13 protein-coding genes are annotated in these 15,670 nt (G+C 71.5%); 1 reads left to right on the plus strand and 12 read right to left on the minus strand.

Annotated elements, in window-relative coordinates; all coding sequences use genetic code 11:
- Positions 1–90: 90 nt before the first annotated feature.
- From AB0F52_RS43655 to AB0F52_RS43710, 12 genes are all read right to left on the minus strand, one after another.
- On the minus strand, positions 91–753 hold the full coding sequence (locus AB0F52_RS43655) for a DUF4097 family beta strand repeat-containing protein (protein ID WP_360183949.1): 663 nt from the start codon (positions 751–753) through the stop codon (positions 91–93).
- A gap of 94 nt (positions 754–847) precedes the next feature.
- Complete coding sequence (locus AB0F52_RS43660; protein WP_360183951.1) at positions 848–1,951, minus strand: uroporphyrinogen-III synthase; 1,104 nt, start codon at positions 1,949–1,951, stop codon at positions 848–850.
- A complete protein-coding gene (nirD, locus tag AB0F52_RS43665) occupies positions 1,948–2,289 on the minus strand; it encodes a nitrite reductase small subunit NirD (RefSeq protein ID WP_360183953.1) in 342 nt (113 codons plus the stop codon). Before nirD ends, AB0F52_RS43660 begins: the two co-directional genes overlap by 4 nt.
- Positions 2,286–4,793 carry a nitrite reductase large subunit NirB gene (gene nirB, locus AB0F52_RS43670; RefSeq protein ID WP_360183955.1) on the minus strand — a complete coding sequence of 836 codons (2,508 nt, stop codon included), beginning with the start codon at positions 4,791–4,793 and terminating at the stop codon, positions 2,286–2,288. The genes nirD and nirB overlap by 4 nt, the downstream gene beginning before the upstream one ends.
- A gap of 1 nt (position 4,794) precedes the next feature.
- Complete coding sequence (locus tag AB0F52_RS43675) at positions 4,795–6,153, minus strand: nitrate/nitrite transporter (protein WP_360183957.1); 1,359 nt, start codon at positions 6,151–6,153, stop codon at positions 4,795–4,797.
- Positions 6,154–6,199: 46 nt separating this feature from the next.
- Positions 6,200–7,627, minus strand: coding sequence for an FAD-dependent oxidoreductase (locus AB0F52_RS43680; protein WP_360183959.1), 1,428 nt, complete (start codon positions 7,625–7,627; stop codon positions 6,200–6,202).
- On the minus strand, positions 7,624–9,672 hold the full coding sequence (locus tag AB0F52_RS43685) for a molybdopterin oxidoreductase family protein (protein ID WP_360183961.1): 2,049 nt from the start codon (positions 9,670–9,672) through the stop codon (positions 7,624–7,626). The genes AB0F52_RS43680 and AB0F52_RS43685 overlap by 4 nt, the downstream gene beginning before the upstream one ends.
- Before the next feature lie 197 nt (positions 9,673–9,869).
- On the minus strand, positions 9,870–10,295 hold the full coding sequence (locus tag AB0F52_RS43690; RefSeq protein WP_360183963.1) for a hypothetical protein: 426 nt from the start codon (positions 10,293–10,295) through the stop codon (positions 9,870–9,872).
- Between the two features lie 40 nt (positions 10,296–10,335).
- Positions 10,336–11,133 carry a TIGR02569 family protein gene (locus AB0F52_RS43695; RefSeq protein ID WP_360183965.1) on the minus strand — a complete coding sequence of 266 codons (798 nt, stop codon included), beginning with the start codon at positions 11,131–11,133 and terminating at the stop codon, positions 10,336–10,338.
- A gap of 130 nt (positions 11,134–11,263) precedes the next feature.
- Positions 11,264–12,439, minus strand: a complete 1,176-nt coding sequence (gene moeZ, locus AB0F52_RS43700) for an adenylyltransferase/sulfurtransferase MoeZ (RefSeq protein ID WP_360183967.1) — start codon at positions 12,437–12,439, stop codon at positions 11,264–11,266.
- Between the two features lie 131 nt (positions 12,440–12,570).
- A complete protein-coding gene (locus AB0F52_RS43705) occupies positions 12,571–13,737 on the minus strand; it encodes a DUF3152 domain-containing protein (RefSeq protein ID WP_360183969.1) in 1,167 nt (388 codons plus the stop codon).
- Positions 13,738–13,818: 81 nt separating this feature from the next.
- Positions 13,819–14,796: an alpha/beta fold hydrolase gene (locus AB0F52_RS43710; protein ID WP_360183971.1), complete on the minus strand. Its 978-nt coding sequence runs from the start codon at positions 14,794–14,796 to the stop codon at positions 13,819–13,821.
- A gap of 113 nt (positions 14,797–14,909) precedes the next feature.
- Between AB0F52_RS43710 and AB0F52_RS43715 the strand changes: the two genes are divergently transcribed.
- Positions 14,910–15,536 carry a TetR/AcrR family transcriptional regulator gene (locus AB0F52_RS43715; RefSeq protein ID WP_360183973.1) on the plus strand — a complete coding sequence of 209 codons (627 nt, stop codon included), beginning with the start codon at positions 14,910–14,912 and terminating at the stop codon, positions 15,534–15,536.
- Positions 15,537–15,670: the final 134 nt, after the last annotated feature.

Genomic DNA, 15,670 nt, shown 5'->3' on the forward strand with positions numbered 1-15,670 from the left:
GGGGGCCCGTTGTTCGCGAATGACTCATTGGGGACACCAGAGGTCCCCAATGAGTCATTCGCGACAGTGCGGAACCCGGCTGATCGGACCTCACAGGCTGTGGGCGTCGATGTCGCCGTAGGACGTGGTCGCCTGGATCGTCAGGCCGGCCGCGCCCTCGTTCTTGAGGGCGTTGCGGATCCGGCCGTACGTCGTCCCCGCGTCCAGGGACGCCGAGACGCCGGGAGCCGCGCCGACCGTGATGTTGCCGGCCTGGGTGCTCAGGACCAGGTGGCCGCTCGCCGCCTCGGCGATGCGGATGTCGCCCTTGCCCGTGGTGATCTCCGCCGGGCCGGTCAGCTTGCCGACCGAGACGTCACCCGCGTGGGCCGTCAACCGGAGGCTCGCGGCCTCGTCGAAAACCACCTCGCCGTGGGCACCCTCGACGGCGACGTCACCGAGGCGGCCGACGCCCCGCAGCTCGACGCTGGCGGCTTTGGCCTCCACCGAGGAACCGGCGGGCAGCGAAACGGTCACGTCGACGGAGCCGGACGGGCCGAAGTACTGGTTCTTGGCCTCGAGCGAGATCCGCAGGACGCCATCGTCGAACGACACTGACGCCTGCGAAGCCGCCTTCACGTCGCGGCTCTTCGCCGGGTCGGCGGGAAGAACCTGGACGACGGTGTCCTCACGAAGGGAAGCAACGAACCGGACGCGGCCGGCGGGGATGTCGAGAACGGTGGCGATCGAGGCGGGGGTGGTGAACTTCTGCATCGGATTCTCCCTGGTGACTCGGTGTGTGAGACCACCTTCGCCGGGCCCGCTGACACCGGAAGGCCACCGCCCTGACACGGCCGCTGACACGCCGTCAGGCGTCGACAGCCAGCCGGTATCCCCGCTTCACCACCGTCTGGACGACCTTCCCGCCGCCCAGCGACGTCCGCAGCCGCCCGATCGCCGTCTCGACCGCGTGCTCCTCGCCGCCTCCGGGCAACGCCGAGATCAGCTCGCGCCGCGACACCACCCGCCCCGGCGACGCCGCCAGAGCCCGCAGCAACGCCATCGGTGCCGGGGCCACTTCGCGCCACTCGCCGTCCACGATGGCCGCCTGGCCGCGCAGCTCGATCGAGTGGCCACCCGCCCGGAGCCGCGGGGAGCGGGCCACCAGCGTCTCCGCCACCGTCCGGGCCAGCGCGCCGATGCGGGCGCGGTGCGGCTGGACCGTCGGCACCCCCAATGCGGCCAGCGGGCCGGCCGTGATCGGGCCGACGCACGCCGCCACCACCGGGCCGGACAGCGCCATGACGAGCCCCGGCAGCCGGCCCGTGCGCCGGGCCAGGGCGATGAGCGACGCCGCCGCCGGCGCGCTCGTGAACGGCAGTGCGTGGATCGAGCCGTCCAGGACGCCGTCCAGGAGCCGGTCCACCGGGCCCGGGTCGACCGGGCCGACCCAGCGGTACACCGGGATCTCGATGACCTCCGCACCGGCCGCCCGCAGCGTGTCCACGAAGTACGGCAACGGCTCGCCGTGCAGCTGGACCGCGATCCGCTGCCCGTCGACCCCCGCCGAGAGCAGGTGCTGCAGCAGCTCGGCGTTGCTTTCCGAGGCGGGCGAATACGACTCCGAAAGCCCGGCCGCCCGCAACGCACCGGTCACCTTCGGCCCCCGCGCGAGCAGCGACGCCGCCGAAAGCCGCTCGAGCAGAGAATCCCCCAGTCCCCACCCCTCGGCCGCTTCGAGCCAGCCGCGGAAGCCGATGCCCGTCGTCGCCACCACCGCGTCCACCGGCGCTTCCAGCAGCCGCGACGTCGCCGCGTGCAGCTCGGTGTCGTCCGTCAGCGGCACGATCCGGATCGCCGGGCCGTACCGGACGCTCGCCCCCTTGCGCACCAGCAGCGCGCCGAGCTCGTCAGCCCGGCGCGCCGCGGTGATGCCGATCACGAAACCGGCCAGTGGGAGCACATCGGTCACGGACTCTCCACTTCGACCACGCCCTCTCGCACCCGCACCTCGTACACCGGCACCGAAACGTCCGAAGCGTCCAGGCACTGGCCGGTCTCGAGGGCGAACCGCTCCTTGTAGACCGGCGAAGCCACCACCGGCACGCCGTCCGCGTCACCGACGATGCCGCGCGAGAGCACCGCCGCGCCACTGCACGGGTCCCAGTTGGACAGCGCGTACCACCGGTCGCCCGGCAACCGGAAGATCGCCACCTGCACGCCGTCCAGCAGCGCGGCGACCCCCGAGTACTCCGGCACGACGTCCGCCGCGCACACCGCCGTCCAGGTTCGTTCGATCGACGTGGTCATCGCCGCACCTCCGGAACTCCCAGCATCACGGGGACTTTCTGCGCCCGCTCCTCGCGGAACGAGATCGCCGGGTCGGGCGCGCCCGGCGCGTTGACGAACGAGGTGAAGCGGGCCAGCTTCTCCGGGTCCTCCAGGACGCCCTTCCACTCGTCGGCGTAGTTGTCGACGTGCTTGGCCATCGCCGCGTCGAGGTCCTCGCAGATGCCGAGGGAGTCGTCGACGATCACCGCGCGCAGGTGGTCGAGGCCGCCGTCCAGCTCCTCGATCCAGGGCGCGGTCCGCTGCAGCCGGTCGGCGGTGCGCACGTAGAACATCAGGAACCGGTCGATGGTGCGGATCAGCGTCTCGGTGTCCACATCGGACACCAGCAGGTCGGCGTGCCGCGGGGTGGTGCCGCCGTTGCCGCCGACGTAGAGGTTCCAGCCGTTCTCCGTGGCGATGATGCCGAAGTCCTTGCTCCGCGCCTCGGCGCACTCACGGGCACAGCCCGAGACCGCGGACTTGAGCTTGTGCGGCGAACGCAGGCCGCGGTAACGCAGTTCCAGCTCGATCGCCAGCCCGACGCTGTCCTGGACGCCGTAGCGGCACCACGTCGACCCGACGCACGACTTCACCGTGCGCAGCGCCTTGCCGTAGGCGTGCCCGGACTCGAACCCGGCGTCGACGAGCCGCCGCCAGATCAGCGGCAGCTGGTCCACCGTCGCCCCGAACAGGTCGATCCGCTGGCCACCGGTGATCTTGGTGTACAGCCCGAAGTCGCGTGCCACCTCGCCGATCACGATCAGCTTGTCCGGCGTGATCTCGCCGCCGGGGATCCGCGGCACCACCGAATACGTGCCGTTGCGCTGCAGGTTCGCCAGGTACCGGTCGTTGGTGTCCTGCAGGGTCATCTGCTCGCCGCCGAGCACGTGCCCGTTGCCGAGGGTGGCCAGGATGGACGCCACCGCGGGCTTGCAGATCGCGCAGCCGCTGCCCGAGCCGTAGCGGCCGATCAGCTCGCTGAACGTCGTGATCCGGGTGGCCTGCACGATCTCGAACAGCTCCGCGCGCGACTGCGGGAAGTGCTCGCAGACGGCCTTCGACTGCTCGACCCCGGCCGCGCTGAGCAGCCTGCCCAGCAGCGGGACGCACGAGCCGCAGGCGGTCCCCGCCCGGGTGCACGCCTTCAGCTTCGGCACGGTGTCGCAGCCGTCCTCGTGGATGGCCTGGGTGATCGTGCCCTTGGACACCGCGTTGCACGAGCAGATCTGCGCCGCGTCGGGCAGCGCGTCGACGCCGACCGCGGCGCCGCCGCCCGCCGGGGCGAGGATCGCGCCCGGCTCGGCCGGCAGCGGACGGCCGACCAGCGCCCGCAGGGTGTTGTACTCGGTGGCGTCACCGACGAGCACGCCGCCGAGCAGCGTCTTGCCGTCGTCGGTGACCACGAGCTTCTTGTACGTCCCGGCGACCGCGTCGTTGACGGCGACTTCCAACGCGCCTTCGGTCTTCGCGTGCGCGTCACCGAACGAAGCGACGTCGACGCCCATCAGCTTCAGCTTCGTGGACGTGTCCGGCTCCGGGAACGTCCCGCCCCCGCCGGTGAGCTGCGCGGCGACGATCTCCGCCATCGCGTAGCCGGGCGCCACGATGCCGTACACCTTGCCCTCGACCGCGGCGCACTCGCCGATCGCGTAGATCGCCGGGTCGCTGGTCCGGCAGGACGCATCCGTGAGGACACCGCCGCGCGGGCCCAGGTCCAGCCCGGACTGCCGGGCGAGGTCGTCGCGCGGCCGGACGCCGGCGGAGAACACGACGAGGTCGACGTCGAGTTCGGTGCCGTTGCCCAGCTTGGCCAGCAGCCGCGAGCCGTCGGCCTCGATGGCGTCGGTGGACGTTCCCGTGTGGACGGTGACGTCCAGCGCCGTGATCATCCGGCGGAGCATCGAGCCGCCGCCCTCGTCGACCTGCAGCGGCATCAGCCGCGGCGCCATCTCGACGACGTGCGGGGACAAGCCCATGTCCCGCAACGCCTTCGCGGCCTCCAGGCCGAGCAGCCCGCCGCCGATGACGACGGCCGAGCGCCGGCCGCGGCCCGGCTTGTCGACGGCGGCCGCGCGGATCGCGTCGAGGTCTTCGATGGTCCGGTAGACGAAGCAGCCGTCCAGGTCGTGCCCGGGCACCGGCGGCACGAACGGCCGCGATCCGGTGGCCAGCACCAGTGCGTCGTAGGAGACGACGTCGCCGGAGGCCGTGGTGACCGTGCGGGCGTCCCGGTCGACCGAAACCGCCAGCTCACCGAGCCGGAGGTCGACGTGCGCATCGCCCGCGTAGTCCGAGCCGGGGAGGGCCAGCGTGGCGGGGTCCCAGGTGTCCACGTAGGACGTGAGCGCCACCCGGTCGTACGCCGGGCGCGGCTCCTCGGACAGGACGACGATGTGCCAGGTACCGGAGGGGTCTTCCGCGCGCACCGCCTCCACGAGCCGGTGGGCGACCATGCCGTGTCCGGCGACGACCAAGGTGGGCATCTCAGACCTCCGCTCCCGCGAGCGCCAGACCGCGCTCACTCGTGGGCTGTTCGGCGGGCTTGCGCAGGTAAACCGCCCAGGTGACGGCGAAGCAGAGCCCGTAGAAGATGAGGAACCCGACGAAGGCGGGCACGCCGCTCTTGGCGTCGGCGAACGACTGCCGGAAGGCGAGGTTGATCAACAAGCCACCTTCGGCACCGATCGCGCCGGCCAAGCCGATCAGCGCACCGGACAGCCGCCGGGCCCTGAGCAGCTCGGCCGCCTCCTCGGCGCCGTTCGAAATGGCGATCTTCGCCTTGGCGCGGAAGATCGCCGGGATCATCTTGTACGTCGAGCCGTTGCCGACACCGGCGAGCACGAACAGCACGATGAAGGCGATCGTGAACAACGTCAGCGACTTCGACGTCGACGCGAGGATCAGCACGACCGTGGCCAGCGCCATCCCGGTGAAGGTGACGAAGGTGATCTTGCCGCCACCGATCCGGTCGGACAGCCAGCCGCCCACCGGCCGCGAGAGCGAGCCGAGCAGCGGGCCGAGGAACGTCACCGCGGCCGCCTGCAGCGGGGTGCGGCCGAACTGGTTCTGCAGCACCAGGCCGAAGGCGAAGCTGTAGCCGATGAACGAGCCGAACGTGCCGATGTAGAGGAACGACATCACCCAGGTGTGCGGCTCCTTGACGACCTCGCGCATCGCCTTGGTGTCGCCCTTCATGCTGGCGAGGTTGTCCATGTAGAAGTACGCGAGCACGGCGGCGACCACGATCAGCGGGATGTAGACGTAGAGCACCAGCCGCGGCGCGGTCGCGCCGGCCGTGCCGATCACCAGCAGCCCGACCAGCTGGATCGCCGCGACGCCGAGGTTGCCGCCGCCGGCGTTGAGGCCCAGCGCCCAGCCCTTGTGCTTCTCGGGGTAGAAGGCGTTGATGTTCGTCATCGACGACGCGAAGTTGCCGCCGCCGACGCCGCCGAGGGCGGCGACCAGCAAGAACGTGCCGAGCGACGTGCCGGGGTGCAGCACGATCGCGGCCAGCGTGGCCGGGATCAGCAGGAGGACGGCCGACACGACCGTCCAGTTGCGGCCGCCGAACTTCGCCACGGCGAAGGTGTAGGGCAGCCGCATCAGGCCGCCGATCAGCGTCGGCGTCGAGACGAGGAGGAACTTGTCGGCGGCGGAGAAGCCGTAGTCCTTGCCCATGAACAGGACGATGACCGACCACAGGGTCCAGATCGAGAAGCCGATGTGCTCGGCGAAGACCGAGAACCACAGGTTGCGGCGGGCGATCTTCTTGCCGGTCGACTCCCAGAACTCTTCGTTCTCGGGTTCCCAGTGCTCGATCCAGTGCTTGCCTTGGTGGGCCACGGCGTTCTCCTTCGTGCGGCGGTTCGTGGTGGTCAGTGGGGATCGGTCACTGCGCGGCGAGCCAGTTGGCGATGCCGCCGACGGTGTCGGAGCACCCGCCGCATCCCGTGGTGGCTCGCGTGGCCCGCGCCAGTGCGGGAGTGTCGGTGGCCCCGGCCTTCCAGGCCTCGATGAGCCGGCCCTTGGTGACGTTGTTGCAGCGGCAGATCACCGCCGCGGCCGGGAGGTCGGCCGGGCTGGCCGCCGGGGTCGCGCCGGTGGGCAGCGCGCGGCCCAGCAGGACGCCGAGCCGGTCCTCGGGCAGCAGCGTCCCGCGGTCGTGGAACTGGGTGATCGTCGCGGCCGCGTCGGGCAGGCCGAGCAGGATCGCCCCGGTGACGCGGTTTTCGCGGACGACGAGCTTGCCGTACCGGCCGCCGGTGGGGTCGTTGAACGTCAGCACCTCGGCGCCGCCGTCGGACGCTTCGAGCTGCGTCTCGCCCAGCGCGGCGAGGTCGATGCCGCGGGCCTTGAGCCGGGTGACGGCCGTCGTGCCGCGGTAGCGGGCGGCCGCGTTGGTCCCGGTCAGGACGTCGGCCAGCACCGACGCCTGCTCCCACGCGGGCTGGATCAGCCCGGCCGGGGCGCCGGGGTGGCGGGCACAGTCGCCGAGGGCGTGGATGCGGCCGTCGCTGGTGCGCAGGGTGTCGTCCACAACGACAGCGCCGTCGACGTCGAGGCCGGCTTCGATGGCCAGGCTCGTTTCGGCGCGGACGCCGGCGGCCACGACGACCAGGTCGGCCGGGACGAGGCTGCCGTCGTCGAGCTTGAGCCCGTCGCCGGGCAGGTAGCGGGCGGCGGTGGCGCCGAACTTGAAGGTCACGCCCATGTCGGTGAGCTGCCGGGCCAGCACGTGGCCGGCCGCCGCGTCGAGCTGGCGTTCCATGACGTGGCCCAGCGGGTGCACGACGGTCACCTGGTTGCCGCGCCCGGCCAGGCCGCGGGCGGCTTCGAGGCCGAGCAGGCCGCCGCCGAGCACCGCGACCGGCGCGCCGAAGCGGGCGGCGTCGAGGATCTTGGCGCAGTCGTCGAGGCTGCGGAAGGCGACCACGCCGGGCCCGGCTTCGAGGCCTTCGACCGGCGGGATCCACGGGTTCGCGCCGGTGGCGAGGACGAGCGCATCGTAGTCCACTGTCGACCCGTCGCCGAGTTCGACGCAGCGCTTCTCGCGGTCGATGCGGGCGACGTCGACGCCGAGCCGCAGGTCGATGTTGTGCCGCTGGGCCCACTCGTCGTCGTGCAGGCGAACGCTTTCGGCGCTCATCCCGCCCGCGACGACGGCGGACAGCAGCACCCGGTTGTAGGCCGCGTGCTTCTCGGCACCGAGCACGGTCAGCCGGACCCGCTCGGCGATCGGGTCGCGACGGCGGATCTCGTCGGCCAGCCGGGCACCGGCCATGCCGTACCCGACGATCACGACTTCACGGGGGCTCATGCGGCACCATCCACAGTAGACAGAGACACGGCACACACCTTGAACTCCGGCATCCGGGAGACCGGGTCGAGCGCCGGGTTGGTGAACAGGTTGGCGCGCTGCTCACCGGGAAAGTGGAACGGCAGGAAGACCAAATCGGGCTTGAGCGACTGGACGAACCGCACCTTCGCGACGGTCTCGCCGCGACGCGATCGGATCCGGGCCGCATCGCCCTCTTCGAGCCCGGCCCGCTTGGCGGTGTCCGGGTGGACCTCGACGAACACCTCCGGGACGACGTCGTTCAGCTCGTCGATCAGCCGGGTCTGCGCACCCGACTGGTAGTGCTGCAGCACCCGGCCGGTGGTGGCCTGCAACGGGAACTCTTCGTCGGGCAGCTCGGCCGGGCCGGTGTGCTCGACCGGCACGAACCGCGCGCGACCGTCCGGGTGGGCGAACGACTCGAGGAACATCCGCGGCGTGCCGGGGTGGTCCTGCGCCGGCACCGGCCAGTGCAGGGCTTCGCCCGAACGAAGCCGGTCGTAGCTGACGCCGGAGTAGTCGGCGACGCCGCCCTTCGACGCGATCCGCAGTTCCTCGAACACCGTCTCGGCGTCGGCGGGGAAGCGTCCCGCCGGCTGGCCCAGCCGCTCGGCGAGCCCGTTGAGCACGTCCAGGTCGGACCGGACCTCCGGCGGCGGCGTCAACGCCTTGCGCCGCAGCAGGATCCGGCCTTCGAGATTGGTGAGCGTGCCGTCCTCTTCGGCCCACTGGGTGACCGGGAGGACGACGTCGGCCATGGCCGCGGTCTCCGACAGCACGAAGTCGGCGACGACCAGAAGGTCCAGCGAAGCCAGCCGGTCCTGGACGCGCTGCGAGCGCGGCGCCGAGACGACCACGTTGCTGCCGAACACCATCAGCGCCTTCGGTCCGTTCTCCTGGCCGAGCGCTTCGAGCAGTTCGGTGGCCGAGCGGCCGGGGCGGGGCAGGCTGTCCGGGTCGACACCCCACACGCCGGCGACGTACTCGCGCGCGGCCGGGTCGTCGAGCTTGCGGTAGCCGGGCAGCTGGTCGGCCTTCTGGCCGTGCTCGCGGCCGCCCTGGCCGTTGCCCTGGCCGGTGAGGCAGCCGTAGCCGGAGCCGTGGCGGCCGGGCAGCCCGAGGCTCAGCGCGAGGTTGATCCAGGCGCCGACGGTCGCGGTTCCGGTGGCGTGCTGCTCGGTGCCGCGGGCGGTGAGGATGTAGGCGTTGCGGGCGGCGGCGAGTTTCTCCGCGGCGAGGCGCATGTCGGCGGCCGAGACGCCGGTGACGCGTTCGGCGCGCTCCGGCCACCAGCTCGCGGCGATCCGCCACATCTCGGCGAACCCGCTCGTCCGGTCATCCACATAGGACTGGTCGACGTGGCCGCCTTCGACGACGGCGTGCAGGATGCCCAGGGCCAGCGCGAGATCCGTGCCGGGGGCGGGCGCGAGGTGCAGGCCGGCCAGCTCCGCGGTCGGGGTGCGCCGCGGGTCGACGACGATCAGGTCGGTGCCGCGCAGGTGCTGGGTGAACGGCGGCATCGTCTCGGCCGGGTTCGCGCCGGCGAGCAGCACGACGTCGGCGTTCTTCAGATCCGTGACGGGGAACGGCATCCCGCGATCGGCCCCGAAGGCCTTGATCCCGGCCGCGGCGGCCGAGGACATGCAGAACCGGCCGTTGTAGTCGATCTGCGAGGTGCCGAGCGCGACGCGGGCGAACTTGCCGAGCAGGTAGGCCTTTTCGTTGGTCAGCCCGCCGCCGCCGAAGATCGCGACCCCGTCCGGGCCGTGTTCGGCCTGGATCGCTTCGAGCTTCCGGGCGACGTGGTCGAGGGCGAAGTCCCAGCTGACCGGCTCGAGCGCGCCGTCCACGCGCAGCATCGGGGTGGTCAGCCGCTTCGGGCTCGTGAGGAGGCTGCCGGAGGTCCAGCCCTTCTGGCACAGGCCGCCGGCGTTGACCGGGAAGTCCCGCGGCGTCACGCGGGTGCCCTCGAGGCTCATCCCGCACTGCAGCGCGCAGTACGGGCAGTGGGTGTCGACCTGCGGCATTCGGGGCACCTCCTCGGCGGTTCGGGCTTGCCCTGACGCTAAGGAGGCCTTGTTAACCGGATTCGACCGAATGTTTCAGGCAGTTGACATTGCGGCGGTTTGCGCGGCGCCCGCTCGGTGAGATCCGCGTCCACGGACCGGGAGTCCGGAGGTCAGCGGCACTTGACCCGAGATGACCCGCGATCTTGCGACCTCGGTCACAAGCGACCCACGCCGTCCTGCTCGAACAGCCGCCGTTCGAACCACCACTGCCCGTCGTTGAGCGGGTCGGGCAGTGTCTGCGCCGCGAACCGCCGGTCGATCCGGGACAGCGCGACGCCGATCAGCGCCCGGTCCCGGCGCGGGAGCTCCTCCAGCACCGTGGCGAGCATCCAGCGGGTGCCGACCGGATCGACCAGGGGGTGCGGGGACACCGGCAGGATCAGCCGGAACGGCGGCCGGGTGCCCTCCTCCCAGTCCTGGAGCAGGTCGGCGACGCAACCGGGCGAGTAACCGGCGGCAACTTCGGCGAAGGCGAGCTGCCGCATGGCGCGGCGGGAAACGTAAGGGATCTTGTCCGGCGGCGGACCCGCGACATCGAGTCGCCGGGCGCGGCGCAGGCTGCCGGGGCGCCTACGCGGCATGGCCCTTTCGGTCAGTGGTCATGCAGCCATCATCCCGGGATCACAAGATTCCCGACACCTCTCGGGCCGCCGCGCGCAGGCCGTCCAACGATGCCTGCGTCGACCTCGGGTTCAGCGCGTTGGACGCCAGCCGGAACAGGACCGCGCGCAGCAGCAGCTGCGGCCACTCCGGGAGGTGGGCCCAGCGTTCGAGCAGGTCGCGGCCCGCCCCACCCCAGGCGAGCGCGTCGACCGCCACGATCGCCGCGCCGTACTCGCCCGGGCGGTAGTACGGCACGAAGTCGACGACACCCGGGACGTCGTCGCCGTCGAACAGCAGGCCCGCCAGCAGCTCGCCGTGGGCCACCTGGTGCGGGAGGGTGATCCGGCGGCGGGCGCCGGCGAGGACCTCGAACCAGCGGCCGCCCTTGGTCTCGTCCAGGGGGATCTCGAGCTCTTCCCAGGCGACGCGGTCGGCGACCGCGTCGACGTCGGTGCGCGCGTCGAGGAAGTCCGGCCGCGGCAGGCCGGCCGTGGCCCGGTGCAGCTTCACCGCCGCCAGCACCGATGCGTCACCGCGGTGCTCCGGCGTGCCGGGAACGAACCGCGACGCCGTCCAGCCGCCGACGATCCAGCGGCCGTCGGTGGACCGGACCGGCTTCCCGACCCGCAGCCCCGGCTCGCGGACGTAGTCGAGCGCGTGAGCGGTCCACAGCGTCCTGACCTTGTCGGTGGCCGGCTTGAGCACGAGGTCGCCGCAGCGCCACGCCGTCGAATCCGGCAGGCGTTCGCCGCCGTCGGCGGGGCCGCCGAAGGCCGCGCAGACGTGCGCCGGAGGACGTTCGAGGGTTGACCGCACGGCCGTGACGTTACCCGGGCGGGTGTTCCTCGATCGAGAAGACGCGCTGGTCACACACGGTTTTGCCGAGCGCCCGAAATGCCGTGAAGGCCGCCTCCGGAACCGGAGACGGCCTTCACGGGCACCACTGTCAGTAGGTCGGCAGGCTCGGGTCGATCTGCTTCGCCCAGGCGAGCACGCCGCCGCCGAGGTGCGTCGCGTCCTTGAAACCGGCCGCGTGCAGGGCGGCGAGGGCCTCGGCGGACCGGGCACCCGACTTGCAGTGCAGGACGATCGGCTTGTCCTGCGGCAGCTCGGCCAGCGCCTCGCCCGAAAGGATCCGGTCCTTCGGGATCAGCGTGGCACCCTTGATGTTGACGATCTCGTACTCGTGCGGCTCGCGGACGTCGATCAGCGCGAAGCTCTCGCCGCTGTCGAACTTGGCCTTGAGCTCGGCCGGGGTGATCGTGCTGCCCGACGCCGCCTGCGCCGCCTCGTCGGAAACGACACCGCAGAACGCCTCGTAGTCGATCAGCTCGGTGATCTTCGGCGTGTCCGGGTCCTTGCGGATCTTGACCTCGCGGTACTTCATGTCCAGCGCGTCGTAGCTGATCAGGCGGCCGAGCAGCGGCTCGCCGATGCCGGTGATGAGCTTGATGGCCTCGGTCACCATGATCGAGCCGATGGACGCGCAGAGCACGCCCAGCACGCCACCCTCGGCGCAGGAGGGGACCATGCCTGGGGGCGGCGGCTCCGGGTAGAGGTCGCGGTAGTTGAGGCCCTTGCCGTTCGGCGCGTCCTCCCAGAACACGCTGACCTGGCCTTCGAACCGGAAGATCGAGCCCCAGACGTATGGCTTGCCCAGCAGCACCGCGGCGTCGTTGACCAGGTAGCGCGTGGCGAAGTTGTCGGTGCCGTCGACGATCAGGTCGTACTGCTCGAAGATCTCCAGCGCGTTCGACGAGTCCAGCCGGTCGGTGTGCAGGTGCACCTTGACCAGCGGGTTGATGTCGGCGATCGACTCCTGCGCGGACGCGGCCTTGAGCTTGCCGACGTCGGACTGGCCGTGGATGACCTGGCGCTGCAGGTTCGACTCGTCCACGACGTCGAAGTCGACGATGCCGAGCGTGCCGACCCCGGCGGCGGCCAGGTACAGCAGCGCGGGGCTGCCGAGGCCGCCGGCCCCGATCACCAGGACCTTCGCGTTCTTCAGCCGCTTCTGCCCGTTCACCCCGACGTCCGGGATGATCAGGTGACGGCTGTACCGGGCCACCTCTTCCTTGGTGAGCTCGGCAGCCGGCTCGACGAGCGGCGGCAGTGCTGACATGGGTCCTCCATCTCGCGCGGATCGCGTCCATCCCACTATGCACAACGCGCGCGGGCAAATAAGCCTTCCCGCGTCCGGATGGTGGGACACGGTCTGTTTGGGGGGTCCGGGTGGCGAAGCCCCCGGCCCGGCTACTGCGGGGTGGGGTTGGGCCAGGAGTTGGTCTTGCAGATGTTGCCGTCCTTGGCGACCTTGCCCTTGTCGCCGCCGGGGATGTCGTTGAGCATCGCGACGTAGTCGTCGTTGACGCCGAAGGACTGCTGCATCATCACCGGCGCCGGCTGGTCGGTGCCGGGGCAGCCGACGTGCTGGTTGCCCAGGGCGTGCCCGACCTCGTGGTTGATGGCGTACTGCCGGTACCCGGTCATGTCGGGGCCGTAGGCCTTGGCGCCCCGCACCCAGCGGGCCAGGTTGATCAGCACGCGGCCCAGGCTCTTGCGGTAGCAGGAGGCCTCGAACTTGATCTGGAAGCCGCAGGCGTCCGGCCGGTGGGTGGTCTCCGGCGTGGTCAGGCTCACCTTGAAGGACGGGTTCGGGAAGTTGCCGTCCACCCGCTGGAACGCGATCTTGCCGTCCCAGGTCCAGCCCTGCGTCGGATTCGACAGGGTGCCCTCGACGGTCGCGGCGAAAGCGTCGTCCCCGGCGTAGCTCGCCGGGTCGATGCCGTCTTCGACCTCGATGGTGTAGGTGTAGAGCTTCCCGTTGCCGATCTTCGGGCCGCTGCCCGGCACGACGTGCCACTTGCCGGCCCCGGCCTGGGTGAACGGGATGCCGTTCGGCAGGTCCGCGGTCGGCACCTTGAGGTCGACCGGGGTGGCCGGGTTCTCCGGGATGGGCTGCTCGCCGTTGCCGTCGATGGCGCCGCCGCCGGAGGTGTCGCCGCCCGCCGGGTCGATGCCGGACCCGGCACCCGTGCCCTGCTCGGCGATCGGCTGGGCCGGGCTGTTGGCGGTGTTGACCACGACGAGCACGGTCAGCACGACCAGGATCGGCAGCGCGTAGACGCGCCAGCCGTAGGTCTTCGTGAGCTGGGAGATGCCCGGCTTCGGCGGTGCCTCGGCCGGCTTCTCGCGCGGGGTTTCGACGTGCGGCTTCCAGGAGGCGCTCAGCGGCTCGGCACTGGTCCGCCGGCCACCGGGGCGGTAGCGGTCCTCCTCGACGCGTTGGGCCGGCGCCTTCGACGACGGGCGGTACTGCCCGGTGCGGGGGTGGTCCTCGGCGTCCGGCGTCCGGCGGGCCGAGGCGCGGTGGGGCGTCCGCCGATCTTCGCCTCGCGCGTCGTGCTTCACCCGGTCCACCGCACCAGGGTGCCACAGCGGCGGGGCACCGCTCTCGCCGACTGGCGGATCATCGAGTGAACTCGCCACCGCCCGATCGGGCTACCAGGTGCCCGCTTCGACGTGCTCCCACATGCCCAGCACGGCCTTCGCGACGACGACCGGACGCTCCATCTGAGCCACGTGCCCGGTGCGCGGGAGCACGAGCAACCGGGCCCGCGGGATCGCCCGCGCGGTCCGCACGGCGCGTTTCACGGAGATGACGCGGTCCTCCCGGCCCCAGACGACCAGGGTCGGCGCCTTGACGCGCGGCGCGACCGACCACAGCGACGCCTTCCCGAGCGTCGACCACGCCCGGAAGATGGCGAACGTGCTGCGCGCCATCGCGGGCGCGGCCCAGGCGAACCCGGCGCGGGCGCCGTGCTCCTCGGTCAGCTCGTCGAGCCGGCTCTCCGGGAACCGCGACGGATCGGCGAAGCACAGCTTGATGACCTGCGCGGCGCGTTCGCGCGGCCCGAGCGCGGCCAGCTGGGCCCGCACGCGCGCGCCGACCAGCGGCAGGTAGGCGAGCGCCATCCGCGGGTCCGACAGCCGCCGCGGGTCGAGGCGCAGGTCCGGCACCGCCGGCGAAATGAGCGTCAGCGTCTTCACCAGCTCCGGCTTCTGCGCCGCGACCAGCAGGGCGATCGCGCCGCCCATGGAGTTGCCGAACAGGTGCACCGGTCCACCAACAGCCTCGATGTGCCGTACGACGACGTCAGCATGCGCCTGGAGCGTGAAGTCGAAGCCCTCTTCGGGCTCGGAGTAGCCGAACCCGGGCAGGTCGGGTGCCGTGCCGCCGGCGACCGGCGCGAGCAGCGCGGCCAGGTCGGTCCAGTTCGTCGACGAGCCGCCGAGGCCGTGGACGTAGACGGCGGGCACGCCGTCCGGGCCGGGCGTGCGGCGGACGTGCAGCCGGGCGGTGCCGACCTCTTCGAACGCCGCCGGCCACGGCGGCGGGACCGGGTCGAGCGACGGCAGGGCCCGGTTCGACAGCGGCACGTGGGTCAGTGGCGGCCGGGCTCGCACGGGGGTGTTCACGGATCCAGAATGCCCGACCCTTGGCGCGACACACGTACCGGCGAGTAATCTTCAGGGCGACTTCACGCGGTGGCGACCCCGCCCGTCGAAGAAGCGATGACGGGAGGATGAGCATGACGGAGATGACGCGCCTGCAGCAACGTGGGGTGCGGCTGCCCCGGACCGAGCGCCGGGCTCAGCTCCTCGCCGCGGCGCAGCGGGTCTTCGCCGAGAACGGCTACCACGCCGCCGCGATGGACGAGATCGCCGAGGTCGCGGGTGTCTCGAAGCCGGTGCTGTACCAGCACTTCCCCGGCAAGCTGGACCTGTACATCGCGCTGCTGGAGAGCCACGTCGACGAGCTGGTCAAGCGCGTCCAGAACGCCTTGGACTCGACGACGGAGAACAAGCAGCGCGTCCCGGCGACGGTCGGCGCGTTCTTCGACTTCGTCAGCAACGACGCGGGCGCGTTCCGGATGGTGTTCGAGTCCGACCTGCGTGGCGAGCCGGCGGTCCAGGAAGCGGTCGACCGGGCGACGACGGCGAGCGTGGACGCGATCACGGAGACGATCACCGCGGACGCGGGCCTCGACGAGGACAAGGCGCGGCTGCTGGCGGTCGGGCTGGTCGGGATGAGCCAGGTCAGCGCGCGGTTCTGGCTGGCCCACCACCAGTCGATGAGCCAAGAGGAAGCGGTTGCCCTGACGGCCAACCTGGCCTGGCGCGGCATCGGCGGCGGCTTCCCCCTCAAGGACGGCTGACCGCGATGCAGTGAATGACTCATTCCTGTCATCCGACGACAGGAATGAGTCCTTGGGTTTTAACGTGTGGTGGTCTTCTTGCCTTGTCGGCTGTTTTTGCGGTGGGTGGGGTAGCGGGTTCGGGGTGGTCGGGT

Origin of the sequence: Amycolatopsis sp. NPDC024027 (assembly GCF_040638975.1) — a bacterium.
GTDB lineage: Bacteria > Actinomycetota > Actinomycetes > Mycobacteriales > Pseudonocardiaceae > Amycolatopsis.